At 67.3% G+C, this 25,004-nt stretch carries 24 protein-coding genes; 11 read left to right on the top strand and 13 right to left on the bottom strand.

What is annotated here, in order from left to right:
- Positions 1 to 55: 55 nt before the first annotated feature.
- Complete coding sequence (locus FQ142_RS07410) at positions 56 to 598, top strand: AAA family ATPase (RefSeq protein WP_149422842.1); 543 nt, start codon at positions 56 to 58, stop codon at positions 596 to 598.
- Between the two features lie 280 nt (positions 599 to 878).
- Here FQ142_RS07410 and FQ142_RS07415 read toward each other — a convergent pair whose 3' ends face one another.
- Positions 879 to 1,385 carry a hypothetical protein gene (locus FQ142_RS07415; protein WP_149422843.1) on the bottom strand — a complete coding sequence of 169 codons (507 nt, stop codon included), beginning with the start codon at positions 1,383 to 1,385 and terminating at the stop codon, positions 879 to 881.
- 482 nt (positions 1,386 to 1,867) lie between these two features.
- Positions 1,868 to 2,194 (bottom strand): hypothetical protein, encoded by a 327-nt coding sequence (locus tag FQ142_RS07420; RefSeq protein WP_149422844.1) that lies wholly within the window; start codon positions 2,192 to 2,194, stop codon positions 1,868 to 1,870.
- A 98-nt stretch (positions 2,195 to 2,292) separates the two neighbouring features.
- Here FQ142_RS07420 and FQ142_RS07425 point away from each other — a divergent pair, with 98 nt between their 5' ends.
- Positions 2,293 to 2,541 carry a YdeI/OmpD-associated family protein gene (locus FQ142_RS07425; RefSeq protein WP_262492089.1) on the top strand — a complete coding sequence of 83 codons (249 nt, stop codon included), beginning with the start codon at positions 2,293 to 2,295 and terminating at the stop codon, positions 2,539 to 2,541.
- Between the two features lie 23 nt (positions 2,542 to 2,564).
- Here the strand turns inward: FQ142_RS07425 and FQ142_RS07430 are convergent, their stop codons facing one another.
- From FQ142_RS07430 to FQ142_RS07445, 4 genes are all read right to left on the bottom strand, one after another.
- A complete protein-coding gene (locus tag FQ142_RS07430; protein WP_056418257.1) occupies positions 2,565 to 3,149 on the bottom strand; it encodes a DUF6036 family nucleotidyltransferase in 585 nt (194 codons plus the stop codon).
- The gene (locus tag FQ142_RS07435) at positions 3,149 to 3,724 is read right to left on the bottom strand and encodes a helix-turn-helix domain-containing protein (RefSeq protein ID WP_045254615.1); all 576 of its coding nucleotides are present in this window, start codon (positions 3,722 to 3,724) and stop codon (positions 3,149 to 3,151) included. The genes FQ142_RS07430 and FQ142_RS07435 overlap by 1 nt, the downstream gene beginning before the upstream one ends.
- A 117-nt stretch (positions 3,725 to 3,841) precedes the next feature.
- The gene (locus tag FQ142_RS07440) at positions 3,842 to 4,138 is read right to left on the bottom strand and encodes an antitoxin VbhA family protein (protein WP_149422845.1); all 297 of its coding nucleotides are present in this window, start codon (positions 4,136 to 4,138) and stop codon (positions 3,842 to 3,844) included.
- 35 nt (positions 4,139 to 4,173) lie between these two features.
- Positions 4,174 to 4,365: a hypothetical protein gene (locus FQ142_RS07445; protein WP_045254613.1), complete on the bottom strand. Its 192-nt coding sequence runs from the start codon at positions 4,363 to 4,365 to the stop codon at positions 4,174 to 4,176.
- 279 nt (positions 4,366 to 4,644) lie between these two features.
- Between FQ142_RS07445 and FQ142_RS07450 the strand changes: the two genes are divergently transcribed.
- Both FQ142_RS07450 and holA read left to right on the top strand, forming a co-directional pair.
- Entirely contained in the window at positions 4,645 to 6,936 is a 2,292-nt protein-coding gene (locus FQ142_RS07450; RefSeq protein ID WP_262492090.1) for a ComEC/Rec2 family competence protein, read from the top strand.
- 38 nt (positions 6,937 to 6,974) lie between these two features.
- The gene (gene holA, locus FQ142_RS07455; RefSeq protein ID WP_149422846.1) at positions 6,975 to 8,012 is read left to right on the top strand and encodes a DNA polymerase III subunit delta; all 1,038 of its coding nucleotides are present in this window, start codon (positions 6,975 to 6,977) and stop codon (positions 8,010 to 8,012) included.
- A gap of 138 nt (positions 8,013 to 8,150) precedes the next feature.
- Here holA and rpsT read toward each other — a convergent pair whose 3' ends face one another.
- Positions 8,151 to 8,411, bottom strand: coding sequence for a 30S ribosomal protein S20 (rpsT, locus tag FQ142_RS07460; RefSeq protein WP_045254610.1), 261 nt, complete (start codon positions 8,409 to 8,411; stop codon positions 8,151 to 8,153).
- 416 nt (positions 8,412 to 8,827) lie between these two features.
- On the opposite strand from rpsT, the gene FQ142_RS07465 reads away from it, so the two are divergent.
- The gene (locus FQ142_RS07465; protein WP_262492141.1) at positions 8,828 to 9,973 is read left to right on the top strand and encodes an MFS transporter; all 1,146 of its coding nucleotides are present in this window, start codon (positions 8,828 to 8,830) and stop codon (positions 9,971 to 9,973) included.
- Here the strand turns inward: FQ142_RS07465 and FQ142_RS07470 are convergent.
- The 5 genes from FQ142_RS07470 to FQ142_RS07490 form a co-directional block, all read right to left on the bottom strand.
- Entirely contained in the window at positions 9,924 to 10,691 is a 768-nt protein-coding gene (locus FQ142_RS07470; protein ID WP_149422847.1) for an alpha/beta fold hydrolase, read from the bottom strand. The genes FQ142_RS07465 and FQ142_RS07470 overlap by 50 nt on opposite strands.
- A gap of 62 nt (positions 10,692 to 10,753) precedes the next feature.
- Positions 10,754 to 12,463 (bottom strand): ABC transporter family substrate-binding protein, encoded by a 1,710-nt coding sequence (locus FQ142_RS07475; protein ID WP_056418230.1) that lies wholly within the window; start codon positions 12,461 to 12,463, stop codon positions 10,754 to 10,756.
- 118 nt (positions 12,464 to 12,581) lie between these two features.
- The gene (locus tag FQ142_RS07480; RefSeq protein WP_056418227.1) at positions 12,582 to 14,525 is read right to left on the bottom strand and encodes an ABC transporter ATP-binding protein; all 1,944 of its coding nucleotides are present in this window, start codon (positions 14,523 to 14,525) and stop codon (positions 12,582 to 12,584) included.
- Positions 14,522 to 15,448 (bottom strand): ABC transporter permease, encoded by a 927-nt coding sequence (locus FQ142_RS07485; protein WP_082068963.1) that lies wholly within the window; start codon positions 15,446 to 15,448, stop codon positions 14,522 to 14,524. Before FQ142_RS07485 ends, FQ142_RS07480 begins: the two co-directional genes overlap by 4 nt.
- A gap of 1 nt (position 15,449) precedes the next feature.
- Positions 15,450 to 16,433 carry an ABC transporter permease gene (locus tag FQ142_RS07490; RefSeq protein WP_149422848.1) on the bottom strand — a complete coding sequence of 328 codons (984 nt, stop codon included), beginning with the start codon at positions 16,431 to 16,433 and terminating at the stop codon, positions 15,450 to 15,452.
- A gap of 240 nt (positions 16,434 to 16,673) precedes the next feature.
- On the opposite strand from FQ142_RS07490, the gene lepA reads away from it, so the two are divergent.
- The 3 genes from lepA (at position 16,674) to hemW (ending at position 20,502) form a co-directional block, all read left to right on the top strand.
- A complete protein-coding gene (gene lepA, locus FQ142_RS07495) occupies positions 16,674 to 18,542 on the top strand; it encodes a translation elongation factor 4 (RefSeq protein ID WP_149422849.1) in 1,869 nt (622 codons plus the stop codon).
- A 72-nt stretch (positions 18,543 to 18,614) separates the two neighbouring features.
- Positions 18,615 to 19,268, top strand: a complete 654-nt coding sequence (locus FQ142_RS07500; RefSeq protein ID WP_045254603.1) for a DUF1990 family protein — start codon at positions 18,615 to 18,617, stop codon at positions 19,266 to 19,268.
- Positions 19,269 to 19,284: 16 nt separating this feature from the next.
- Entirely contained in the window at positions 19,285 to 20,502 is a 1,218-nt protein-coding gene (hemW, locus tag FQ142_RS07505) for a radical SAM family heme chaperone HemW (protein WP_149422850.1), read from the top strand.
- Between the two features lie 16 nt (positions 20,503 to 20,518).
- Here hemW and FQ142_RS07510 read toward each other — a convergent pair whose 3' ends face one another.
- The gene (locus tag FQ142_RS07510) at positions 20,519 to 21,934 is read right to left on the bottom strand and encodes a carboxylesterase/lipase family protein (protein WP_262492091.1); all 1,416 of its coding nucleotides are present in this window, start codon (positions 21,932 to 21,934) and stop codon (positions 20,519 to 20,521) included.
- 91 nt (positions 21,935 to 22,025) lie between these two features.
- Here FQ142_RS07510 and hrcA point away from each other — a divergent pair, with 91 nt between their 5' ends.
- The 3 genes from hrcA to FQ142_RS07525 are packed head-to-tail and all read left to right on the top strand — an operon-like array spanning position 22,026 to position 24,952.
- Complete coding sequence (hrcA, locus tag FQ142_RS07515) at positions 22,026 to 23,057, top strand: heat-inducible transcriptional repressor HrcA (RefSeq protein WP_056418215.1); 1,032 nt, start codon at positions 22,026 to 22,028, stop codon at positions 23,055 to 23,057.
- A gap of 39 nt (positions 23,058 to 23,096) precedes the next feature.
- Complete coding sequence (gene dnaJ / locus FQ142_RS07520) at positions 23,097 to 24,212, top strand: molecular chaperone DnaJ (RefSeq protein ID WP_149422852.1); 1,116 nt, start codon at positions 23,097 to 23,099, stop codon at positions 24,210 to 24,212.
- An 11-nt stretch (positions 24,213 to 24,223) separates the two neighbouring features.
- Positions 24,224 to 24,952, top strand: coding sequence for a 16S rRNA (uracil(1498)-N(3))-methyltransferase (locus tag FQ142_RS07525; protein WP_149422853.1), 729 nt, complete (start codon positions 24,224 to 24,226; stop codon positions 24,950 to 24,952).
- Positions 24,953 to 25,004 lie beyond the last annotated feature (52 nt).

Here is a 25,004-nt window from a genome sequence, read left to right on the forward strand (position 1 = left end):
TCGGCGGGCGGCTTCGTGACGTAACGCGAGACTTTCGGGGTGCGAGACTGGATACGTGGCAGCCATTGGATCAGCGAGCACCCGCCTCATCGTGCTGCGCGGTGACTCCGGGTCAGGCAAGACGACGACTGCAGCGGCGCTACGACCCCATCTCGGTCACAAGACTGCAGTGATCCACCAGGACTACTTTCGGCGTGAACTCCTGGCTAGTGGCGAGAAGAAAGCTCGATCCGCCGACGCAGCGGTGCTCGTCGACGCTGCCGCTCGCCAATCGCTCGACCTCGGGTACGACGTCATCCTCGATGGAATCTTCAATCTCCGCGACTATGCCGATCGATTGGAACGGCTCTGGAGAGACCACCGAGGCGTCACGCGGATCTACCAGTTCGACGTCGGCTTTGATGAGACGGTCAGACGCCACGCAGCGCGGGAGCTGCGCCACACCTTCACCGCCGACAAGATGCGCGAGTGGTACGACGGCTGGCAGCCACTCGAGTTTGTCGAGGAAGGCCGAATCGGCCCTGACGAGACTCTCGCTCAAATCACTGAGCGCATCGTCACAGATATCAGCGCGGGCCAGCCCAAGGCTCGGTCGTAGGGCTCCGAGTCGAACCGAACGGCCAACATCGGGTCGCCGATAAGGTCTGCCGATTGACCGTTGCGACAAGCGTTTCCGGCAGCCCTTCCGGGCCCAACGCCTGAACCCCGCCAGAAACGATCGTTACCGGCGGCTGGGAGGATCGCCCTGGTCAATGTCACGACACGCCGAGGATCGACCCGCCGTAACCCCCTGCCGAAACCCAGTAGCACCGAAACCGGTGGTGTAGCGTTTCCGGCTGGCCGATTCGAGCGGGTTCGGCCGAACCTGAAAGCCCACTTCAGACGCGAGCGTTGAACACCTGGAAGGCGACGCCATCCTCGTGCTGCCAATGGGAGGCGATGCCGAGCGAGCGCTTCGTCAGCTCATCCCGGAAACCCTCGATGTCGTCTTCCGTGAAGGCCCACGCGTGCTGCGAGAAGCGGGAACGGTACGGGGCGAGGGCGCGGATGCTGATCCTGCAGGCGAACGATGAGAAGTCGACGCTGCGGGGGAGAGCTTGCCCGGCTTCGTGATCGACCTGCCTGAGCGATCCGTGGTGGTCGCCGTACTCGGTGCCGGAGCGCATCATCTCGGCGACCATGTCCAGGCCCTGCAGGTGCTCGGGGGTCGGGTAGGTCGGTTGCTGCGCGGCCATGAGGGCGTCGAACTCATCACAGAGACGCCGCTGGTCGACGCTGTAGATGGTCCTGATCTCCGAGAACGCGCGCTCGTTGTCGTTGATGATCTGACGCAGAGCAACCAGCTCGTCAGTGTCGTGCGGGGTCGCGCTGTAGATGAGAGCCATCGGTGTCTCCTCGAGGTCGTGTGTGTGGTGAGCGTCGAGCCCAGGTCAGTCGATCTCGCCTGCCTTCAGCGCGCGCTTGATCGCTTTCATCGACCGCCAAGGGTCGACCCTTCAGCGCGTCGTCCTGCGTGATGACGAGCGCCCGGATGTGCCGGGCGGTCTTCTTGTCGATCGACATCGGTTCGGGCATGGGGTCCATGGGGTCACTCAATCAGGGTCAGGAGGCGGTCGTAACGAGCGGGGTGGAGGCTCGCTGAGCAACTGAGGTTTGTGAGGTTGGAAACACGGAACCCCGGAATCACGCGGATCGACGAGCCATCCGCGTAGTGAGGTTGCTGCGTGTGGCAGCGGGCGGATCGCGTCGCTCGGATGCGCTCGATTGCTGGGGCCTCCGTTGAAGTGCCCCAGCAATCGGGGGTCATAAGCACCGGCGGGGTGCGCGGGCTTATGACCCCGTACGGGACGGCCGTCGAAGACCTCTATCAGACGGTGGTGAGTCTTCCGTTGGCCAAGACAAACAGAACAGCCAGGATTGGCAGCGACGCGGCGAGCAGCCCCCACTTCGAAGCGATGATCGACATCACCGCGATCGCAGCTACGACCCCGAGAGTGATCCAGACACGGAGCATGATGCCCGCTGCCTCCTCCCCAGTCATTCCGGCGCCTAGGGCGAGCCCGAGGCCGGCGAGGAGTATCTCGATGACCGTCACCACCACGATCGTCGTGGCGATAGCGAGAGCCGCCCACCCGATCCGACCGCAGGTCTCTCGCCACTCGCGCGGAGCCTCGGTCTCGATGGGTTGGGTCATGCGCTCACCGTACCGCTCCTGGCTCTAGTCGATCTAGCCGCCGATATTTCATCCACCGGCCGCTCGGATGCGCTCGATTACTGGGGGTCTCTGTCGAAGTGCTCGAGCAACCGAGCGCACGGGAGCGCACGAAATCCCCGAGATTCCACCGAAGTCGGGTCGGGGGTCATAAGAGGTGGCGACCCACCAAGGCTTATGACCCCGTAGCGCAAGCGTTCGCATCCCAGTCAGCGCAGAACCGATTCTCGACGGCTTTCCGTGTCACCAACCTCAAACGGTCCGCCTCGCGGGCTGCTCGCGTGGCCGAGTACGTGGCGATGCTCAACCGGGGTGAAACCCTTCACTGAGAACTTCGTTGCCCGCCGTGACGTCAGAGGTCGATTGGTCCGGGTGAGGGAACCACTGTCGGCAATCCGCCGTCGAGGATTCGCTCAACCATGCCGATAGCGCGGTCGGTGAGGCCGTCACCGGGATAGAAGTCCTCGTAGTGCTCCTCGACCTCCGCCAGCGTGGTGAGGCTGCACAGGGCGAGCAGTTGGCGGATGTCGTCCACGTCGCGCCCCGGGCGATTGGCGCGGAGCTTCATGGCGAGGAGCGCCTCCTTCGAGGCGACTTGGACGACAACGCTGTCGCGGTCGTAGATCGTCTCCCACTCGACGGGTCGCCGCCCGAACGTGGGCACCGAGTCTGCGTTCTCCACCGCGAAGTTGAACCAGCCGGCGCTCCATCCTCGTCGATCCGCCACACGCTCGGCTGCGGCGAGGACGGCGTCATCGCTTCCGGGGTGAATGTGAAGAGAATCGAGGTCTCCAGTGGCGCGCCGGTCGAAGTACCTAAGGACGAGCGCGGCACCGCCGACGAGGCGTATGCCCGCGACTTCACCGGCCGTGTGGAGCTCACCGACGAGGTCACGGAGGCCGGAGATGATGTCGTCGCGATCGAGCGAGTCGCCCATCAGACGCTCGCCAGAGTGTCTCGCCAGACAAGGACGCCACGCTCGAGGAACTCGGCGGGGACATCCGCGGGTGCCGGGATCGGGTCCGCAGGATCGACGTCCAGGGTTCGAGGCTCCCGGAGCTGTCTGTTCGGAGCGTCAACCCATGCGGGAGAGGGGAGTCCCTCCTCGCTGAGGCGAAGATCCACGAGTGCTGCAAGGGCCGCATCCCACACGCGGTCACCAGTCGGCTCCGGCTCGGCGAGGCCGAGGATCCCGCGTACAAGGCCGTGTTCGGAGTCGAGGTTGTCACTCAACTGGATGAGCTCGCGAAGAGCACCGTACTTGTCGCCCGCACGCAGGTACCTACGGATCGCTGCGGCGATGGTCGCCGCGTCGTCCCGCCGCGTAGGCGCGGAATACAGTCGGTGGCCGGTGCCGCTGAGAAAGCGCTCGATGGTGCTGAACTCGGCCTCGCGACCACTTTCGAATCGCGAGACTCGGCCCTGGTCGACGTTAGTTCGTTGGGCGAGATCCTTCTGTGTGAGGCCGCGGCTCTTTCGAGCGGCGCGCAAGAGAACTGATGCGTTCGTCATGTCGCCTCCTCTCAGAAATGTTTTCAGAGCCATATTCTATCGGGTTTTGAGGCCAAGCAAGACCGACGCAGTGGCGCGGCATCCTGAGGGGTCTGGCGATCCGAGGGACGCCCAGGCTTATGGCCCCGCGCTTGCGCGTCGCGTCGCCTGCTCGATCAGCTCCTCGATCACCACTTCTCCCTCGACGTAGGACTGGACTCGCTCCAGGACGGCAGAATCCGGCTCCAGCCCCTCAAGGGCCCAGCTCGCCACGGTGTCTGCGGCGAGATCCTGCCGCCGGATGAACTCGAGTGTCTCTTCGGTCGTGAAGGTCTTGCGTCCACGCTCCGCGAGAGCCTCGATCCGAAGCTCCTCCATGCTTCCTCGGATCTCCTGGAGACGTGCGAGACGCGCGTGCTCTTCTGGGTCCGTCACGGTGTCTCCGTTCAGGTGCTCAGGTCGTCGCACTATCAGGAGTCGATGGCGCCGACGTCGCGCAAGCCGGCGAAGCGCTCGACGCCTCTGCCGCCCATGCCGCGGTTGACTGCGAACTTCGGCGGAAACTGCTGCAGGAGAAGATCTTCCTCGGCGAAGTACTGCGTGGTCATCATGGCGAAGATGCGCGTGGTGTCGAGGGCGCGGAAACTATCGATCGACAGCACCGATGTCTCCACGCTGCCGGCGAGAAGTCGGTCAAACTGCTTCTGACCGGTCCAGTGCTGGCGGATGCGCTTGGCGTTTTTCGGTTGGCTCCGAACGCACCTCGAGTGACGCCGTCCTCTGTCTCTGCACACGCCGCCGGCGTCGTCTTGTTCTCCACGCCCGTCGTGACCGTGCTCCACGGCAGTCGAACGCGGCCAATACGGTGTCCTGATGCGAGGATCCGCGAAGAGCGCGAGCAACCTAGGGATGATCGCTGTGATCCGTGACGGGGTGCTCGTGTGAGGCGGGATCTGCGCCTGCTGCCGATCGCAGGAGCGGTGTGGGTGGTTGCGCTGGCGTGCGTGTTCGTGCCTGCGGCGGCGATGTGGTGCGCGCTCGTGGGGGTGGGCGGAGCGGTCGTCGTGTGCGGGGTCGTGTTGCGGCGTGCCGATCGCGCGGCATCGCGTGCGGCTCTCGTTCTGGTCGTGCTGGCCGGTATGGGCGCTGTCTCGATCGCTGCGGTGTCGGCGCTGCCTGCTCGCGAGAGTGCCGGGTCGTGGGATGGGCGTGTGGTCGAGGTGACGGGGGAGGTGACGTCGTCGGCATCGGTGGGTCGTGACGGGCGGTTGTGGATGGAGGTGCAGCTCACGGGCATCGGGCCGCCGGGGCGGATCGAGGGCGTGTCGACTCCGGTGCGGATCGGTATCGACCCGGCCGACGGTTTCGATCTCGGCGCGACGGTGCGGGTGAAGGGTGAGGCAGTGTCGACGGATGCGGGGGAGAGGTCGGCTCTCGTGGTGTTCGCGAGCACGGCGGCTGTCGAGGTCCCGGCGTCGGGGGTGTTCGCGGTCGCGGCCGAGGTGCGCAGCGCGTTCATCGAGCGGTCGCTGCGGATGCCGGAGCCTGGCGCGGGTCTGCTCCCCGGTCTCGCGGTGGGCGACACCCGGGCGGTGTCGACCGACCTCAACGACGACATGCGCACGAGCGGGCTCAGCCACCTCACCGCGGTGTCGGGGGCGAACTGCGCGATCGTGGTCGGTGCGGCGTTCTGGTTCTCGGCGCTGTGCGGAGCCGGACGCAGGACCCGTGTGCTCGTCGCCGCCGTGGTGCTCTCCGGTTTCGTCATCCTCGTGACCCCCGAGCCGAGCGTGATCCGCGCCGCGGTGATGGCGGGTGTGGCGATGCTGTCCGTGCTGTTCGGGCGGCCGAGTGCGGGCGCCGGACTCCTTGCGCTCAGTGCTGTCGCGATCCTGGTGGTCGATCCCTGGCTGGCGTCGACCCCGGGGTTCGCGCTGTCCGTCGCCGCATCGGGCGCACTCATCCTGCTCTCTCCGTCGCTGACGCGTGGACTCGCGCGATGGATGCCGCAGCCGCTGGCCCTCGCCATCGCGGTGCCGACAGCCGCGCAGCTGGTGTGCGGTCCGATCATCGCGCTGTTCGCGGAGCAGCAGTCGCTCGTCGGTCTGGTGGCCAATCTGCTCGCCGCTCCTGCCGCTCCTCTCGCGACGATCATCGGGCTGCTCGCCTGCCTCACGGTTCCCGTACCCGCGCTTGCCGACGTGCTCGCAGCATCCGCCTGGCTTCCCGCCGCATGGATCGCTCAGACCGCGACGATCACTGCTGACCTTCCCCTCGCCCAAGTGGCGGTGGTGCCCGGCATCATCAGCGCTGTCATCGTCGCCGCGCTGAGCTCCGCGGTGGGCATCATGCTCGCCGGTGGGTTCCGCCGCCTGCCGTTCGTCCGCGTCGTCGCAGGCGGGGTGCTCGCCTGCACGCTTGCGCTGGGCGCGGCGAGCGTCGTGCTGGACGGACCCCTCGCCCGCATGACCGCGCCCGATGACTGGTCGATCGCGGCGTGCGATGTGGGCCAGGGGGATGCGCTGCTCGTGCGTTCCTCGGGACGTGTCCTCGTGATCGACACGGGCCCCGAACCCGAGCCGCTGGCCTCGTGTCTGCGCGGTCTGGGCATCGACCGCGTCGATCTCCTGGTGCTCACGCACTTCGACCTCGACCATGTCGGTGGGGTCGAAGCGGTGCAGGGCAGGGTCTCTGTGGTGCTGCACGGTCCGCCGGACACCCGCGGTGACGAGCGGATCCTCGAGCGCCTCGCCGACGGGGGAGCGACGGTGACGTCGGCCGCCGCGGGTGCGCGCGGTTCGCTCGGCGACGCATCGTGGAGCGTGCTGTGGCCCCCGCGTCGTTCGATGGCTGTCTCTGTCGGCAATGATGCGAGCGTGGTGATCGAGGTCGACGGCGGCGGAGTGCCCCGGTCGCTGTTCCTCGGGGATCTCTCGGCGGAGGCCCAGCGGACGCTGCTGCGCGCCGCACACCTGCGGGGACCCTACCCGGTGGTCAAGGTGGCCCATCACGGCAGCGCCGATCAGGACTTCTCGCTGTACGAGGGGCTTCACCCGACGGTCGCACTCTTCAGCGTGGGCGTCGACAACGACTACGGTCACCCTCGGGTCGAGACCCTCGACGCGCTCGAGATGGACGGCGCACGCGTTCTGCGGACCGATGAGCAGGGCCGGCTCCTCATCGGCGAACTCGAGGGCCAGCTGCAGGTGTGGACGCAGAAGCAGCCGCCCTGACCGAGGGCGACGTCGGAGACCCCCGGTAGTCTGGGAGCATGGCTGCCTCTCGTCCTCCCGCCCGCGGCGGCGCCAAGGCGACCAAGATCGCTCAGGTCTCGTGGCGCGATCCGCGGCCGGCCCCCGTCGTGCTGGTCTTCGGTCCCGAAGAGGTGTGCGCCGAGCGGGCGATCGCGGGAGTGCGCGACTATCTCCGCACCGAAGACCCCGCACTCGAAGTGAGCGATGTTCGGGCCGACGACTACGCGCCGGGCACGCTGCTGTCGCTCACCTCGCCGTCTCTGTTCGGCGAGCCTCGTCTGGTGCGTGTCTCCGGTGTGGAGAAGTGCTCCGATGCCTTCCTCCAGGAGGCCGTGTCGTATCTCGAGCACCCGCAGGAGGGGGCCACAGTCATCCTCCGCCACACCGGCGCCAGCGTCAGGGGCAAGAAGCTGCTCGATGCGCTCCGCGCGGGCACCGGAGAGGGCATCGAGATCCCGTGCCCGGCGATCAAGCGCGACGGAGATCGTGTCGACTTCGCAGTGGGGGAGTTCGCGGCGGCGAAGAAGCGCATCGCGCCCCCTGCTCTGCGCGCTCTCGTCTCGGCTTTCGCCGATGATCTCACCGAGCTCGCCGCGGCGTGTCAGCAGCTGATCGGCGATGTCGAGGGCGACATCACCGAAGAGGTCGTCACCAAGTACTACGGCGGACGCGTCGAGGTGTCGGCGTTCGTCGTCGCCGACACCGCCATCGCGGGGCGCTACGGCGAGGCTCTCGTCGCTCTTCGTCACGCGCTCGCATCCGGAGCCGATCCGGTGCCGATGGTCGCCGCCTTCGCCATGAAGCTGCGCACCATGGCCCGTGTCGCCGGCAACCGTGAGCCCAGCCGCCAGCTCGCGCAGCGGCTGGGAATGAAGGACTGGCAGGTGGATCGCGCGCGGCGCGATCTCGCCGGATGGAATGAGCGCTCTCTCGGCATGGCGATCCAGGCGACGGCCCGTGCCGACGCCGAGGTCAAGGGTGCCGCGCGTGACCCGATCTTCGCGCTCGAGCGGATGCTCACGGTCATCGCCACCCGCCAGCCGTTCGGGGAGTGAGCCGCGCCTCTGTCGGCCCTCGAGCCGAGCAGAGCAGAGCAGAGCCGTCTCGATCCGTGCGTCCGGCCGAGCACGCGAAAGAGCCCGCCCCGCGAACGGGACGGGCTCTTGTCACACCCTCAAGCGAGGTGGATCTGCTCAGAGAGCGGAAACCTGCTTGGCGATGGAGGACTTGCGGTTCGCAGCCTGGTTCTGGTGGATGACACCCTTGCTGACGGCCTTGTCGAGCTTGCGGGCGGCAGCCTTCAGGGCAGCCTCGGCTGCGGCCTTGTCGCCGGAGACGACAGCAGCGCGCGTCGCGCGGATGTGCGTCTTCAGCTCGCTCTTCACGGCCTTGTTGCGCTCGTGAGCCTTGTCGTTGGTCTTGTTGCGCTTGATCTGCGACTTGATGTTTGCCACGTGTGGACGCTTTCTGTACGGAGTTGTTAGGAGATGCCGGCAGAAGAAGAGGGCTTCCACACGGCGGTCGTGAGGGAAGAACCCACACGCAAGCCAAGAACCAACTCTACCAGCAATCGGGCGCATCGCCCGACACCGCCTGCGGGAGGATCTGCCGGTGTCGATCCGGAACGTCCCATCGCGCGCGGCCGGGGTCTGGGTGCATGATCATCATGACCGGACACTTTGATCCCGACCCCTGCCGAGGAACCTCATGCGCCCTCCCCACCGTCACTGCGGACATCGATGAGCGCGGCGCGCGGCATCGGGGCGCGGTGGATGACCGTGTTCACCCTGGCGTGGCTGGCGATCTGGACGGTGCAGCTGACACCGGTACAGCTTCTGCTCCCGCTGCAGCTCAACACCTCTGATGAGGACTGGATCCCAGGAGTCATCTCCTCGGGCTTCGTGCTCGGCATCGGCGGGCTGGCGGGGATCGTGGCGGGCCCGTCGCGGGCACGCTCTCGGACCGCACCCGCCGCGGACGCCATCGTCGACGCCCGTGGGCGCTGGGCGGGGTGCTGTGCACCTCCGCGTTCCTGATCGTCACGGGGTTCAGCGAGGGGGCCTGGGCCGTCGGTGGCGCCTGGGTCGGCGTCTCCATCGGTGTGGCCGTGTCGTCCGCCGCGTTCACCGCGTTGATCGCCGATCAGCTGCCCTCGACGCAGCGCGGCGCGGCATCCGCTGCCGTCGGATCGAGTCAGGCGGTCGGGATCGTGCTCGGCGTCGGCCTCGTCGTGCTGCTGGGCCTCGGCATCCGCGAGGGGTATCTGCTGCTCGCCGCCGTGATCGCCCTGGTCGGCTCGGCGGCGGCGCTGCTCCTGCCCGACCCGCCCGCCCCCGCCGAACCGGCCTCCGTGCGACCCACCGCCGAACGGGCCGCCGCCGAGCCCGTGGCTGCCCGGGGCGACCGGCGGCTGCTCGCCTCGCTGCGGGATCGGGACTTCGCCTGGATGCTGGCCGGCCGGCTCGTGACGAACATCGGCAACGCGCTCGGCACCGCCCTGTTCCTCTTCTTCCTCCTGCATGGGCTGCATCAGGAGACGACCGTCGCTCAGGACAACCTTCTGCTCCTGATCGTCGTCTACACGCTGTTCGTCGTGCTCGCGGCGGTGGGTACCGGCATCCTGTCGGACCGCACCGGCGACCGACGCACCCTGACCGTCGCGGCCACGCTCGTACAGGCGGCCTCAGGTGTGGTGATCGCCGTGGTGCCGACGTTCGAGGCGACGATGGTGGCCGCCGCTCTCATGGGGCTCGGCTACGGCGCGTTCTCGACCGTCGGACTCGCGTTCGCCGCTGATCTGCTCCCGGACGAGAAGGACCATGCGCGCGATCTCGGGATCGTCTCCGTGACGGCTGCGCTCGGACAGCTCATCGGCCCGGTACTGGGGGCAGGGCTCGTCGCGCTGGTCGGCGGCTTCTGGCTCGTATTCGTCGCCGCCGCCGTGCTGTCGCTCGTGGGTGGTGCACTCACCGCTCTGGCCCGGCAGACCGCCCGGCATCCTCTGCCGCCGGCCTAGCATCCCTCTCGATGGTCGCGATGGCCAGACGCAGCACGGCGTTGAAGATCTGCGGCCGCATCGCGGTGACCAGGTGAGTGGTGCGGGGGACGACGATGAGATCGGCATGCGGCGCGAGACGGCGGAACAGCGCCTCATTGACCCGCAGCTGATCCCACTGTCCGTTGACGAACCACAGCGGCACATCGATCCTGGACACCGCGGTCGCGAGATCGAGAGCGGCGAGGGTGCGCAGCGCCGTGTCCTGAGTGTCGAGGGCGTAGCCGCCCGCAGCGAAGTCGGAGCGCGTCTCCTCGGGGATGGTCGCCTCGAGGATGCGCGCGGTGATCCACATGCCCCGGTCGGGCAGTCTGTCGACGGCACGGGCGATCGCGCGGTAGGCCGCCAGCCCGGCGCCGCGGGGGAGCGACGTGCACGACGCGGCGATCAGCCCCGCCACGCGCGGAGCATCGGCACCTCCGACGTAGGCCAGGCAGAGCAGACCGCCCATCGAATGACCCACCAGGAGCACGGGCCCGCGGGTCGCGGCATCGCGCACCGCGACATCGATCGTGTGCAGTGCTTCATGGAGGGTGAAGTCCTCGGCCATCCGCGAGCCGTGCCCGGGCAGGTCCACCGCGACGGCGGGGATGCCCTGCTCGCGGAGAAAGGCGAGCTGCGAGCGCCACATGGTCGCGGACGTGCGGATGCCGTGCACGAGGACGATCTGGACGCTCACGCGTTCAGCATAGAGAAAGCGGGGCCGGTGGATGACCACCGACCCCGCTTCGTAGAGAGGAGTTACTTCTCCCAGCCGACGTTCTCGACCGGAGACACTCCGAAGAGGTCCAGTCCGACGTAGGGCTCGGGGGTCAGGTTGGCGAGGCCGTCCTTGACCGTGGAGATCGAGGGACCGTTGTAGAGCGGGATGACGCCCCAGGTCTCCTTGATGATCTCCGGCTCGAGCTTCATCGTCGCGGCGGTCCAGTCCTCGGCCGTCGTCTGCGACTCGACCTGGTCCTTGATCTTCTCGTCGATCTCGGCGGTGCCGGTTCCGGACAGGTTCAGGCTGCTGTCGGAGCAGTAGAGCTGGCAGAAGTACAGCGGTCCGAACGGGTCGGAGTCGGTGAACCGCAGCGAGAATCCGTCCCAGTTCTTCGTGCTGAAGTCGGTCGAGAAGTCCGCGGGTGCGCGCTTCTCGATCTGCAGGTCGATGCCGATGGCCTTCTCCTGCTGCTGCAGCGCCTTGGCGAGGGCCTCGATCGTCGGGTCATCGCTGTGAACCGGGTAGACGATCTCGAGCTTGACGCCATCCTTCTCGCGGATGCCGTCTGAGCCCTCGGTCCAGCCGGCGTCGTCCAGCAGCTTCTTGGCGGCGTCGACGTCGAACTTCAGGCCGGCCTCGGAGAACGAGTCCTTGTATCCGTCCTGGAAGTCGTACATGTTCAGCGAGCCGGCGGGAGCTTCCTCGTAGTCGAGGCCGTTCCACGCGATCTGCTTCTGCTGGTCGATGTCGATCGCCATGAAGAACGCCTGGCGTACGGCGATGTCCTTCAGCTGCGGCTTCTCGGCGTCCAGGATGATGATCGTCTTCGCGGTCTGCTGCGAACGGTAGGTCGTGACGTCCTTCATGTCGGCGACCTGTGCCAGGCGATCCTTCGTGTTGGTGCCGACCATGTCGATCTCGCCGTTCTTGAAGGCGTTGATCGAGGCGGAGGCGTCGAGGCCCGTGAAGGTCACCTTGTCGAGCAGCGGTGCGTTGCCCCACCACTTCTCGTTCGGCTCGAAGGTGACGGTCTGGCCGTTGATGTCGAAGTCGGTCAGCTTGTACGGACCGGCGCCCCACTCGGGGTGCGCGTTCTCGATGTACGCCGTGTTGAAGACCTCCGGCGAGTCGACCGCCGGGTTCAGGATGCCGGTGAGGAACGGCATGCTCGGCCAGGCGAACTCGCCCTTGAACGTCACGATGACGTCCTTGTCGGTCTCGCCGGGCTCGACCGATTCGATCTCCTTGTAGCCGTCGGTCGCGCTGGCCTCGTAGGCCTCGTCTTCGCCGCTGTTCGCCTTCCAGGTGGCTGCGAACGCGGTGTAGTCGATCGGCGTGCCGTCGTTCCAGACAGCCTTCTCGTTGACCTTCATCGTGATGACGGTCTTGCCGTCCTTCTCGCTGATGTCCCAGTCGTCGAGGTATGCCGGGTTCGCCGAGACTTCGCCCTCGGGCGACATCAGGAACACCTGCGGGTTGTACCACTGGGCGAGGCGCGTCGTGTCAGCGCTGGCGTTGCCGTTGAACGGGTTCATCTGCGGAGTGATCTCGTTGATGCCGAAGTGGACCTCGCCTCCTTCCTTCAGGTTCTCGCGGGGCTGCGGGTTGTAATCCGCAGACTTGGTCTCCTGGGGCTCGTTGCCGCCATCGGTTCCGCTCGTGCCGCCTGCTGCACATCCGCTGATCGCGAGTGCCAGGGCGCCGCTGAGAGCGATAACGCCCATCAGCTTCGTGGTGCCTTTCATGGTGCTCCTTTCGCCTTTCGGCGTAGTCATAGATGGGAGATTAGTTCGCTTTCGCCCGAAAGGCTCGGGTGCACGAGTGAATATCCCGTAACCGTTATCGGACAGTGACCGGGGCAGCTCAGGAGACGAGCGGTCGGGTCGACATCGTCTCCGCATCGAAGACCACGCGCTGACGACTGCGCTCGATGTCGGGGTCCGGGACGGGGATCGCCGACAGCAGCGCTTGCGTGTAGGGGTGCTGGGGGTTGTCGAACACGTCGTCGACATCGCCGTGCTCGACGAACTCGCCGAGGTACATGACAGCGACGCGGTCGGCGATGTGACGGACCACCGAGAGGTCGTGTGCGACGAACAGGTACGACAGGCCGAGCTTGACCTTCAGCTCATCGAGGAGGTTGATGACGCCGGCCTGGATGGAGACGTCGAGCGCGGATACCGGCTCGTCGAGGACGACGATCTTCGGATTCGTCGAGAGTGCACGGGCGATGCCGATGCGCTGTCGCTGTCCGCCGGAGAACGCTCCGGGGAACCGGTCGAGGTGCGCGGGGTTCAGCCCCACGAGGTCCATCAGCTCCTGGACTCGACGGTGAGCGTCTTCTCGCTTGACACCGATGGCGATCATCGGCTCGGCGATGATCGCGCTCACGGTCATACGCGGGTCGAGGGCGCCCATCGGGTCCTGGAAGACGATCTGGATATCGCGCCTCAGCGCTCGCTCCTGCTTGCCGCTCGTGATCGATCCGACGCTGGTGCCGGCCACGATGATGTCGCCGTCGTCCTGCTTGGCGAAGTCCATGATCTGCAGCAGCGTCGTGGTCTTGCCCGACCCGGACTCACCGACGATGGCCATCGTCTCGCCCTCGCGAACATCGAAGGTGAGGCCCTTGACCGCGTGCACCTCGCCGACCTTGCGCTTGAAGATGGCGCCCTTCATCAGCGAGAAGGTCTTGTTGAGATTGCGGACCTCGAGAGTCACCGGTCGCTGCTCGCGCGGAGTGCGCGTCAGGTCGCTCTCGGGGATCACCGGAATGGGGAACACCGGCAGACCGCCGATCAGACCGCCGTCCTCGATCTCGTTCGCACGGATGCATGCGGCGCTGTGCGCGGCATCCGTTCCGGTGGTGACGGGCAGCAGCTCGGGCTCCCGCGTGCGGCACGCGTCCATGACGATGGGGCACCGGTCGGCGAACGGACAGGCGTCCGGCAGATCGATGAGCAACGGCGGGTTGCCCTTGATCGGGACGAGGGGCTGCTTCTCCGACTTGTCGACGCGGGGGATCGCGCCGAGGAGTCCGATCGAGTACGGCATCCGGGTGCGGTGGAACAGCTCCCGCGCCTCGGCGTGCTCGACGGGTTTGCCGGCGTACATCACGATGACGTCGTCGGCGGTGCGCGCGACCACACCCATGTCGTGGGTGATCATGATCACCGCGGCACCCGTCTCGCCCTGCGCCTTCTCGATCAGATCGAGGATCTGCGCCTGGATCGTGACGTCGAGAGCGGTCGTCGGCTCGTCGCAGATGATCAGCTTCGGGTTGTTCGCCATCGCGATCGCGATCACGACGCGCTGACGCATACCGCCCGAGAATTCGTGCGGGAAGGACTTCATCCGCTTCTCCGGCTCGGGAATCCCGACCAGGGTGAGCAGTTCGACGGATCGATCCCAGGACTCGCGCTTCGAGAGGTTGCGGTGCACCGTGAGCGCCTCGATCAGCTGGTCGCCGATCGTGAACACCGGGGTGAGCGAGGTGAGCGGATCCTGGAACACCATCGTCATGCCGTTGCCGCGGATCATCGACATCTGCTTGTCGCTCTTGCCGAGCAGCTCCTGGCCGTCGAAGACGATCGAGCCGGTGACCTTCGCGTTGTCGTCGAGCAGGCCCATGATCGCCAGGGACGTGACCGACTTGCCCGATCCGGACTCGCCCACGATGCCGAGCGTCTTGCCCGCCTCGAGGTCGAAGGAGACGCCGCGCACGGCGTCGACGCGACCCGCTTCGGAGGGGAAGCTGACGCTCAGGTCTCGGACGGAAAGGACTGTGGTTGCAGAGTAGGTGCTCATGCGCGGCCTCCTGCCGCAGAGGTGGGATCGAGCGCGTCGCGCAGGCCATCAGCCACGAGCGCCATCGAGACGGTGAGCATGACGAGGGCGATGGCGGGGAAGTAGAACAGCCACGGCGCGCTGGTGATGCTGTTGGCGCCGCTGCCGATGAGCGAGCCGAGTGACACGTCGGGGATCTTGACGCCGAAGCCGATGAACGACAGTCCGGTCTCGGTCATGACGGCCGCCACGACTCCGAGGGTGAAGTTGATGACGAGCAGCGATCCGATGTTCGGGATGAGGTGTCGCATGACGATCCTCATTCCGCGCACACCCATGTATCGGGCGGCCTCCACGTACTCCCTCTCACGAAGGGAGAGCGCCATGGTCCAGATCACCCTGGCCTGGAAGAACCAGCCGATGAAGATGAGCGCGAGCGCGATGACCCGCCAGTCGCCGCCGGCGGTGTTCGACACCAGCGCGAGGATCAGGAAGGTCGGGATCACCATGAGGAAGTGGATGAGGAGCAGGGTCCAACGCTCGACGCGTCCGCCGAAGTAGGCCGCAGCCGTGCCGACGATGGCCGAGAGGACTGTCGTGCCGACAGACACCGTGACGGCGATCATGAGCGAGCGCTGCAGCCCGATCGACGCCTGAGCGAACAGGTCGTTGCCGGCCGGGGTCGTGCCGAACCAGTGCTCGGCCGACGGCGGGGTGCCGAGGTTCAGGAAGTCGAGGTAGATGTGGTCGTACTTGGCGACCAGAGGCCCGATGATCGAGAAGAGCACGAGGGCGATGAAGACGAAGACTCCGAAGACCGCTGGCCTGTTCCGCATGAAGCGGCGGTAGTAGAGGTTGAAGGTCGACATCCGTTTGCGTTGTACAGCGGCCGGCACCTGAGGCTCATCCGGGTGCAGCGTGGGGTCGATCATTTCCGTGGTCATGTCAGCTCACTCTCACTCGCGGATCGAGGGCGACGACGGCGATGTCCGCGAGGATCGCGCCGATGGCGGTGAGCACGGCACCGAAGGCCGCGACGGCGACCACACCGTGCACGTCGTTCTTGCTGATCGTGTCGATGAAGTACTTGCCCATGCCGTTCCAACCGAAGATCGACTCCGTGAGGATCGCGCCGGTGAAGACGGTGGGGATCGTGAAGGCGAGCTGTGTGGCCACCGGGATGAGCGAGGGACGCAGGGCGTGCTTGCGGATCGCCTGCTGCTTGGTCAGACCCTTCGCGCGTGCGGTCCGCACATAGTCGGCCTTGATGTTGTCCAGCAGGAGCGAGCGCTGCAGCAGGTGGTAGTTCGCGTAGCCCGTGAAGACGAGCGCGATGGTCGGCAGCGTCAGATGCTGCAGCTTGTCGAGGAGGTAGGGGAAGAAGCCCTCGACCCCCTTGCTGCCCGCGCCCGTCACGTAGAAGACGCGCACACCCACCCACTCGTTGAAGGCGATGGCGAGGAGCACGATGCCGAGCGCCGCGACGACGATCGGGATGTTCATCGTGACGATGGACGTGGCCTGACCGATGCGGTCACCCAGCTTGTACTGGCGCGAGGCGGTGTAGACGCCGAGTCCGATACCGAGCACCGCTCCGAGGATGGTGGCGCCGATCACGAGCTCTGCGGACACCCACATGCGGTAGGCGATCTGGTCGTTCACCGACTGACCGACGGGGCTCTGGCCCCAGTCCCAGCGGAAGATGATGCCGCTGAACCAGGTCCACCATCGCTCGACCAGCGGGACGGTGTCGCTCAGATTGAACGGCTCCAGCATCCGGGTGATCTCGTCGGGACTGAGCGGGGGGCGTCGTCCGACGTAATTGCTCCGGGGATCCAGGAAGCTCCACGCCAGGAAGTAGGTGACGTTGGTCGCAATCACGATCATGAGCAACCAGCCGACCGCTCGACGCAACAGATACTTGATCAAGGTGATGATTCTTTCTCTTGTTCAGACGCGCTCGGGATCTGCCGACGCAACGCTGAGTCGAAGAGACAGTCAATCACCATCTGCCGATCTGCGCGACGCGACGCCTTCACCTTGTCTGTGACGGAGTCCTACCGCTCACGGGATCCGGTGTCACGGATGGCCCCCGGGCAACCTCGGAAGACTAACACCGGATCTGGTGAATCGGGCATTAGCCTCGCCTCACCGTAGAATCGACGGGACATGTCACCACGCGCTCTCACTCCGCTTCAGCCTGCCGCGACGCCCGCGAAGCAGATCCGCAACTTCTGCATCATCGCCCACATCGACCACGGCAAGTCGACCCTCGCCGACCGCATGCTCCAGATCACCGGCGTGGTCTCGGATCGCGACATGCGCGCCCAGTACCTGGACCGCATGGACATCGAGCGCGAGCGCGGCATCACCATCAAGAGCCAGGCGGTGCGGATGCCGTGGGCCCTTCGTGACGGACAGGGACCGGAAGAGGTGTTCGCCCTCAACATGATCGACACCCCCGGCCACGTCGACTTCACCTATGAGGTGTCGCGTTCTCTCGCCGCCTGCGAGGGCGCGATCCTGCTCGTCGACGCGGCACAGGGCATCGAGGCCCAGACGCTGGCGAACCTGTACCTGGCGCTCGAGAACGATCTGCACATCATCCCGGTGCTGAACAAGATCGACCTGCCCGCGGCCGATCCGGACAAGTACGCCAAGGAACTCGCCTCCCTCATCGGCGGCAAGCCCGAAGACGTCCTGCGTGTGTCCGGCAAGACCGGCGTGGGCGTCGAGGAGCTCCTCGACCGCCTCGTGCGGGACATCCCGGCCCCGGTCGGCGACGCCGACGCGCCGGCGCGCGCGATGATCTTCGACTCCGTGTACGACGCGTACCGCGGTGTCGTCACCTACGTCCGCATGATCGACGGCGGTCTGTCTCCGCGCGAGCGCATCCAGATGATGTCCACGGGCGCGACTCACGAGGCGCTCGAGGTCGGTGTGTCGAGCCCGGAGCCCGTGCCCACGAAGGGGCTCGGTGTCGGCGAGGTCGGCTATCTCATCACGGGAGTGAAGGACGTGCGCCTCTCGAAGGTCGGAGACACGATCACGACGGCGCGCAAGCCCGCGACCGAGGCTCTCCCCGGCTACACCGACCCCAAGCCGATGGTGTTCTCGGGTGTCTACCCGATCGACGGCAGCGACTACGCCGACCTCCGTGAGGCGCTCGACAAGCTCAAGCTGTCCGATGCGTCCCTGCAGTACGAGCCGGAGACGTCCGTGGCCCTCGGGTTCGGCTTCCGCTGCGGATTCCTCGGTCTGCTGCACCTCGAGATCATCACCGAGCGCCTGGAGCGCGAGTTCGGCCTCGACCTCATCACCACGGCGCCCAGTGTGATCTACGAAGTGCTCACCTCGGACACGGGCGAGACTGTGACGGTCACGAATCCGAGCGAGTACCCGGACGGGCGCATCGGCTCCGTGTCCGAGCCCATGGTGAAGACCGCCATCCTGCTTCCGAAGGACTACGTCGGAACCGTCATGGAGCTGTGCCAGACACGCCGCGGCGCGCTGCTGGGCATGGAGTACTTCTCCGAGGAGCGGGTCGAGCTGCGCTACATGATGCCGCTCGGAGAGATCGTCTTCGACTTCTTCGACCAGCTCAAGTCCAAGACCCAGGGCTACGCCTCGCTCGACTACGAGCCCGCCGGACAGCAGGAAGCGGACCTCGTGAAGGTCGACATCCTGCTGCAGGGCGACAAGGTCGACGCGTTCAGCTCGATCGTCCACCGAGACAAGGCCTATGCCTACGGCACGCTCATGACGGAGCGACTGCGCAAGCTCATCCCTCGCCAGAACTTCGAGGTGCCGATCCAGGCCGCCATCGGCGCCAGGATCATCGCCCGCGAGACGATCAGGGCGCTGCGCAAGGACGTGCTCGCCAAGTGCTACGGCGGTGACATCAGCCGCAAGCGGAAGCTCCTCGAGAAGCAGAAGGAGGGCAAGAAGCGCATGAAGATGGTCGGCCGCGTCGAGGTCCCCCAGGAGGCGTTCATCGCGGCGCTCTCCGGCGACGTCGAGGGCAAGGACAAGAAGTAGTGGGCTCGCGCGTCGGGCGGGGCTCGGCGCGTGAGGGTGATCGTCCAGGCAACGACAAGTAGGCTGGTTCTCATGCGGCGCGGGACTTTCCGAGACGACACGGTGGACTATGCGGCCGTGGGTGCGACCCACGCGCCCGATCTGATGCAGTACCCGCCGGAGCGCAGCCTCCCGGCGGAGAACTCGTGGCGGATCGGGAGCGGCTTCGAGCGGTTCCAGTCCGCGGGCGAGTCGCTTCTCACGTGGACCGCGCAGCGGGCATCCGGCCTGAAAGTCGACGATGTGCGTCCGGCACCGGGTCCGGCGTACGCCGGCGTGAGCTTCGACGCGGAGGGCACCCCGATCGCGCCGAGCAAGAACGACGTCGAACAGCGCTTCGATGCCGAGGGCACGCCGTTCGCCGGCCCGGGCATGACCCTGAAGCTGCATGGACGGGTCGCGGGCATGCGCGCGGATGCCGAGCTGCGCGTCATCTCGGTCACCGAGGAGAAGCGCCGCATCGGCTTCGTACTGGGCACGGTCGGCGGTTCCGTCGTTCGCGGTGAGGAGTCCTTCGACATCGACTGGCGCGAGGACAACGACGAGGTCTGGTTCTCGGTGCGCGCCTTCGACGCGCCGAACTCCCTGCTCTACCGCCTCGTGCCTCCGCTGGTGAAGCGTCGTCGCCGGGAGCTCTTCTCCCGCTACCTGCGGGCCATCTCGCCGCTGTACGCGACTCCGGTCTGATGGCCGTGCGTCACTGATGGCCGGTCCTCTGCCGCTCGGAGACCCGGCCCCGACCGACGGGCACCTGCCGTCGGATCTCTCCGTCGACCCCGCAGTACCCTTCTCGGCATACCTGCACGTGCCGTTCTGCCGTGTTCGGTGCGGCTACTGCGACTTCAACACGTACACGTCGAGCGAGCTCCGCGGGGCGAAGCAGGAGGACTACGCCACGACGCTGATCGGCGAGATCGACCTCGCACGACGAGTGCTCGCCGATGCCGGTGCCCTCCGTGCGATGGACACGGTGTTCTTCGGCGGCGGCACGCCCACGCTGCTCCCGCCCGGCGACCTCGCGCGGATGCTGGATGCCGCGACGGACGCCTTCGGGCTGGTGGACGGCGCCGAGGTCACCGTCGAGGCGAATCCCGACACGGTGACGCCGCAGGTGGCGCGCACGCTGGCGGATGCAGGAGTCACGCGCCTCTCGATCGGCATGCAGTCGGCCGTGCCGCACGTGCTGGCGGCGCTGGACCGGACGCACCACCCCGACAACGTCACGACGGCCGTCGCCGCCGCGAAGGAGGCGGGGCTCGCGGTGAGCGTCGACCTCATCTACGGCGCTCCCGGGGAGACGCTCGGCGACTGGGAGGCCTCGCTCGATGCGGCGCTCGCGCTGGACTCCGACCACATCTCCGCCTATGCGTTGATCATCGAGGACGGCACCAAGCTCGCCCGTCAGATCCGCCGCGGCGAGGTGCCCGCCCCCGACGATGACCTGCAGGCCGACATGTACGAGCTGGCCGACGCCCGTCTCGCCGCCGCCGGTTTCGACTGGTACGAGGTGAGCAACTGGTCGCGCTCCGAGCAGCAGCGGTCCCGGCACAACCTCGCCTACTGGCGGGGCAACGACTGGTGGGGTTTCGGGCCCGGTGCGCACAGCCACGTCGCTGGTCTGCGTTGGTGGAACGTCAAGCATCCCGCCGCCTACGCCCAGCGGCTCGCCGCTGCCGAGTCGCCCGCCGCGGGCACGGAGCGGCCGGACGAGGCGTCGCGCACCCTGGAGCGGGTCCTGCTGCTGAGCCGCATCCGTGAAGGGATCGCGATCGCGGACCTGCCCGCGGAGCGTCGCACGCGCGTCGCCGGGCTGATCGCCGACGGTCTCGTCGACCCCGGCGCGGCGGTGCGGGGCAGGGTGCAGCTCACCCTTCGCGGACGCCTGCTCGCCGATGCGGTCGTGCGCGAGCTCACCGACTGATCCTGCCGGCGGACCGCTAGGGCAGCATGTCGAGGGCGTCCGTCCGGCGCTGCGTGACGGTGGAGCTCTCGATGTCGAACAGGCGCGTGGTCCTCTCCGTGCCGAATTCCGGCCACCCGGGGTCGCCGGTCTTGATGAATGAGATCCATGCTCTGTGCATCTCGTCCGCGAGTCTCTGCGGGGCATCCTGTCCGGCGAGCCGCTGAGCCTCGGGGTCGTCGAGGCGATCGAACACGAAGCCGAGCTCCAGGGCGTGCGCCGCACGCAGGTCGCGGACTCGACTCTGCCATGCGAACTCGTAGACGAACGTGGGTGCGTGACGCGCCAGCGCCAGTCGGGTCAGCGGCGCGCGGAGCATGATGTCGGTGGCGAGCTGGCCGAAGATCTCGCCGGTGGAGGCACCGGGGAAGGCCGATCGATAGGCCGCGACCGCTTTTCGCGGGATCCGCAGCGCGAGTCGTGCGAGCAAGAGCTTCACCTCGCTGATTCCCGCCAGCGCAGCCGGAGGGAACCAGAGTCGGTATTCATCGGTGTTGCTTCCGATGAGCAGGGGCAGGTCCGTGTCGGCGAGCACCTCGTGGGGCGAGCGAGGCAGCGACTCGGCGTCCACGGCGAACTGGAATCCGGGCGCCCCACCCAGCGGAGAGGAGCCGGAGGACTGCTGCCGTCGTGCATGGAGCAGCTTCGCGGGAGATGCTCCGAGGAAGCTCGCGCGGTCGGCCCTGATGCCGAGCCGCTTCGCCACCTGCGCCGTGACGCGCCCGGCCTTCTTCGCGGTCTGCGCCTCGAGTGGTCCGGATTCGATGATCGCCCGCGCGATCAGCTCTCGCGACGAGGCGACGGAGAGCAGACCGGCGACGATGGCGCCGCCGGCGGATTCGCCCATGACGGTGATCTGCGAGGGATCGCCGCCGAACGACGCGATTTCCTCGTGCACCCAGGCGAGTCCCGCGGCGGCGTCCTGGAGTCCCAGGTTCCGGGGAGCCCCCGTGAGCACCGAGAAGCCCTCGGATCCCAGGCGGTAGTTGATCGAGGCGAACACGATGCCCGCCCGAGCGAACCCGGATCCGTCGTACAGGGGGAGTGCGGCGGTGCCGCGCTCGAGTGCGCCACCGTGGATCCAGAGGACGACCGGTGCACCGTCCGCATCGTCCGGAGCCCAGATGTTGACCGAGAGGATCTCGTCTCCGGGGATCTCGACCGAACCGAGCAGATCGCCGATGGCGCCGGGGTACGGATGCTGAGGAGAGGTCGGTCCGAAACTCACGGCGTCGCGGACGCCCTCCCACGCGGGAGTCGACCGAGGAGCCCGGAAGCGGTTCGGCCCGAACGGGGCGGCGGCGTACGGGACTCCGAGGTATCGGTGCACCCCGTCGACAGCCTCGCCGCGCACGATTCCGGCGGACACGGTGACCTGCGGCGCGACACTCATACCCGTCATCGTAGGGCGATCAGCGCGGCGGCCGCCTCGACCGGTAGAATTGGCACTCGAAGTCAGTGAGTGCCAGAGGGAGGGAGTTGCGATGGTCAGTGAAAGAGGCCTCCAGGTTCTCCGCGCGATCGTGCAGGACTACGTCGAGACGCACGAGCCCGTCGGCAGCCGTTCCATCGTCGATCGCTACTCGTTCGGAGTGTCGGCGGCGACGATCCGCAACGACATGGCTCTGCTCGAGGACGAGGAGCTGATCACTGCCCCGCACACGTCTTCGGGCCGCGTTCCGACCGACAAGGGCTACCGCGTCTTCGTCGACCACCTCGCGCAGTTGCGTCCTCTCACGGTCGCGCAGCGCACCGCGATCGAGTCCTTCCTCACGGCTCCGTCCGATCTCGACGATCTCATGGTGCGCACCGTCCGCGTGCTCACCCAGCTCACCGGACAGGTCGCTCTCGCGCAGTACCCGTCGTTCGCTCGCGCGCGACTGACGCACATCGAGCTCGTGGCGCTGGCCCCCAATCGTCTGCTCATCGTTCTGGTCACCGACGCCGGGGGAGTGTCGCAGCGCATGGCTCCGCTGCCGGTCGACGTCGACGAGACCGACATGGCGCTGCTGCGCGCGCGGCTGTCGGCGCTGATCACCCAGCGCGCGGTGAGCGACGCCGCCGATCGGCTGCAGGCCCTGCTCGCCGCGGACGAGCATTCCGACGACGTCGCGTTGCGAGCTCTCGCGGCGATCATCATCGAAGAGCTCGGCGCATTCCGGCAGGAACGACTGGTCATGGCGGGGGCCGCGACACTCGCCCGGCGCGAGCAGGACTTCCGCGGCAGCATCCATCCGCTCCTCGAGGCGATCGAGGAGCAGGTGACCCTGTTGCGGCTGATGAGCGAGATGGAAGCCGACTCCCACGGTCTCGCGGCCAGCATCGGCACCGAGAACGCATCATTCGGTCTGGGCGAGGCGTCGATCGTCGCGAGCAACTACGCCGCGCCCAGCGGCATGGCGCGGGTCGGCGTGATGGGGCCCACCCGCATGGACTATCCGAGCAACCTGGCGGCAGCGCGGGCCGTGGCCCGCTATCTGTCGCGGATGCTCGACGAAGACGAGGCGTCCCGCTGACGCGGGCGCTCACAGAACGACACACCTGGAAGGGCCAACGTGGCAGACCACTATGAGGTATTGGGCGTCTCCCGTGACGCCTCCACCGACGAGATCAAGAAGGCCTATCGACGCCTCGCCCGTCAGCTTCACCCCGACGTGAACCCCGGCGAGGACGCGGCCGAGAAGTTCAAGCTCGTCACGCACGCCTACGACGTGCTGAGTGACGACGACTCCCGCCGTCGGTACGACATGGGCGGTGGAGACGGAGCTGCCGGGAACTTCAGCGGCTTCGGCGGTTTCGGCGACATCTTCGAGACGTTCTTCGGCGCCGGTCAGGGCGGCGGACGCGGAGCACGTCCGCGGTCGCGACGGGAGCGCGGACAGGATGCGCTCGTTCGCGTCACTCTCGACCTGGGCGACGTGGTCTTCGGCGCCCACCGGGACATCGAGGTCGACACGGCCGTGCTGTGCGAGACCTGCAACGGATCGTGCTGCCAGGAGGGCACCTCGCCGGTCACCTGCGACATCTGCGGCGGATCCGGCCATGTGCAGCGTCAGGTGCGCAGCCTGCTCGGCAACGTCGTCACCTCTCAGCCCTGCGGCACCTGCGAGGGCTACGGAACGACGATTCCGTACCCCTGCGGCACGTGCGGCGGACAGGGACGCGTGCGCTCCCGCCGCACCGTCTCGCTGGACATCCCCGCCGGTGTGGAGACCGGACTGCGGTTGCAGCTGCCCGGCTCCGGAGAGGTCGGTAAGGCGGGCGGCCCGCACGGCGACCTGTACGTCGAGGTCACGGTCAACCCGCACCCGTCCTTCAGCCGCGACGGCGATGACCTGCTCGCGACCCTCGAGGTGTCGATGCCGGATGCCGTGCTCGGCACCGAGACGACGATCCAGGGACTCGACGGAGAGGTCGAGCTGGAGATCCGGTCCGGCGTGCAGTCCGGCGACGTGCTGACGATCAAGGGGCGTGGCATCACGCCCCTGCGCGGCACGCAGCGCGGTGACCTGCGGGTGGGAGTGCAGGTGGTCACGCCTACGAAGCTCGATTCGGCGCAGCGCGCGCTCATCGAGGACTTCGCCAAGAAGACCAAGGCTCCGGGACCCCAGCTGGCGCAGTTCCAGCAGGGCCTGTTCTCGAAGCTCCGCGACCGCTTCCGTACGCACTGATCGGGGCACCGATGGCTCTGCACTTCCTGCTCGCGTCCGCCTCCGACGCCGCGGTCGGCGACGTCGTGACGCTCACGGGAGGCGAGGCCAAGCACGCCGCTGTCGTCCGCCGACTCCGCATCGGCGAGTCCGTGACGATCGGCGACGGGGCGGGAGTCTGGCTCACCGGCGTCGCCGAGCAGGTCTCGCCGTCATCGGTCGACGTCCGTGTGTCGTCTCGCTCCGAAGAGCCTGCGCCGCGGCCCCGGATCGTTCTGGTGCAGGCTCTGGCGAAGGGCGATCGCGACGAGCTCGCCGTGCAGGCCGCGTGCGAGCTCGGCGTCGACGAGATCGTGCCGTGGCAGGCGGGCCGCAGCGTCTCGCGGTGGGACGGGCCGAAGGCCGTGAAGGGACGCGAGCGCTGGGCGACCATCGTCCGTGAGGCGGCGAAGCAGGCGCACCGCTCCTGGGTTCCGGAGGTCTCGACTCCCGTGACGACGGCCGAACTCGCCGTTCGCGCCTCGACGCAACGGATGCTTCTGCTCGATCCGGGTGCGCCGACGCGCCTGTCGGACCTCGAGCCCGACGACCGTGACCTCGTGCTGGTGGTCGGTCCCGAGGGCGGTATCGCTGACGACGAGCTCGCTCGACTCTCGGATGCCGGCGCGGAGCGGATGCTGCTGGGGCGGACGGTGCTGCGCACGTCGACCGCCGGCCCGGCCGCGATTGCAGTGCTCTCCGTCGCACTCGGCCGCTGGTGACGCCGGTATAGCCGGACGAGAGTATGAGCAGAAGAGTGTGAACGCGAGAGGG

The sequence above is a fragment of the Microbacterium sp. ANT_H45B genome, assembly GCF_008369345.1.
Classification (GTDB): Bacteria; Actinomycetota; Actinomycetes; order Actinomycetales; family Microbacteriaceae; genus Microbacterium.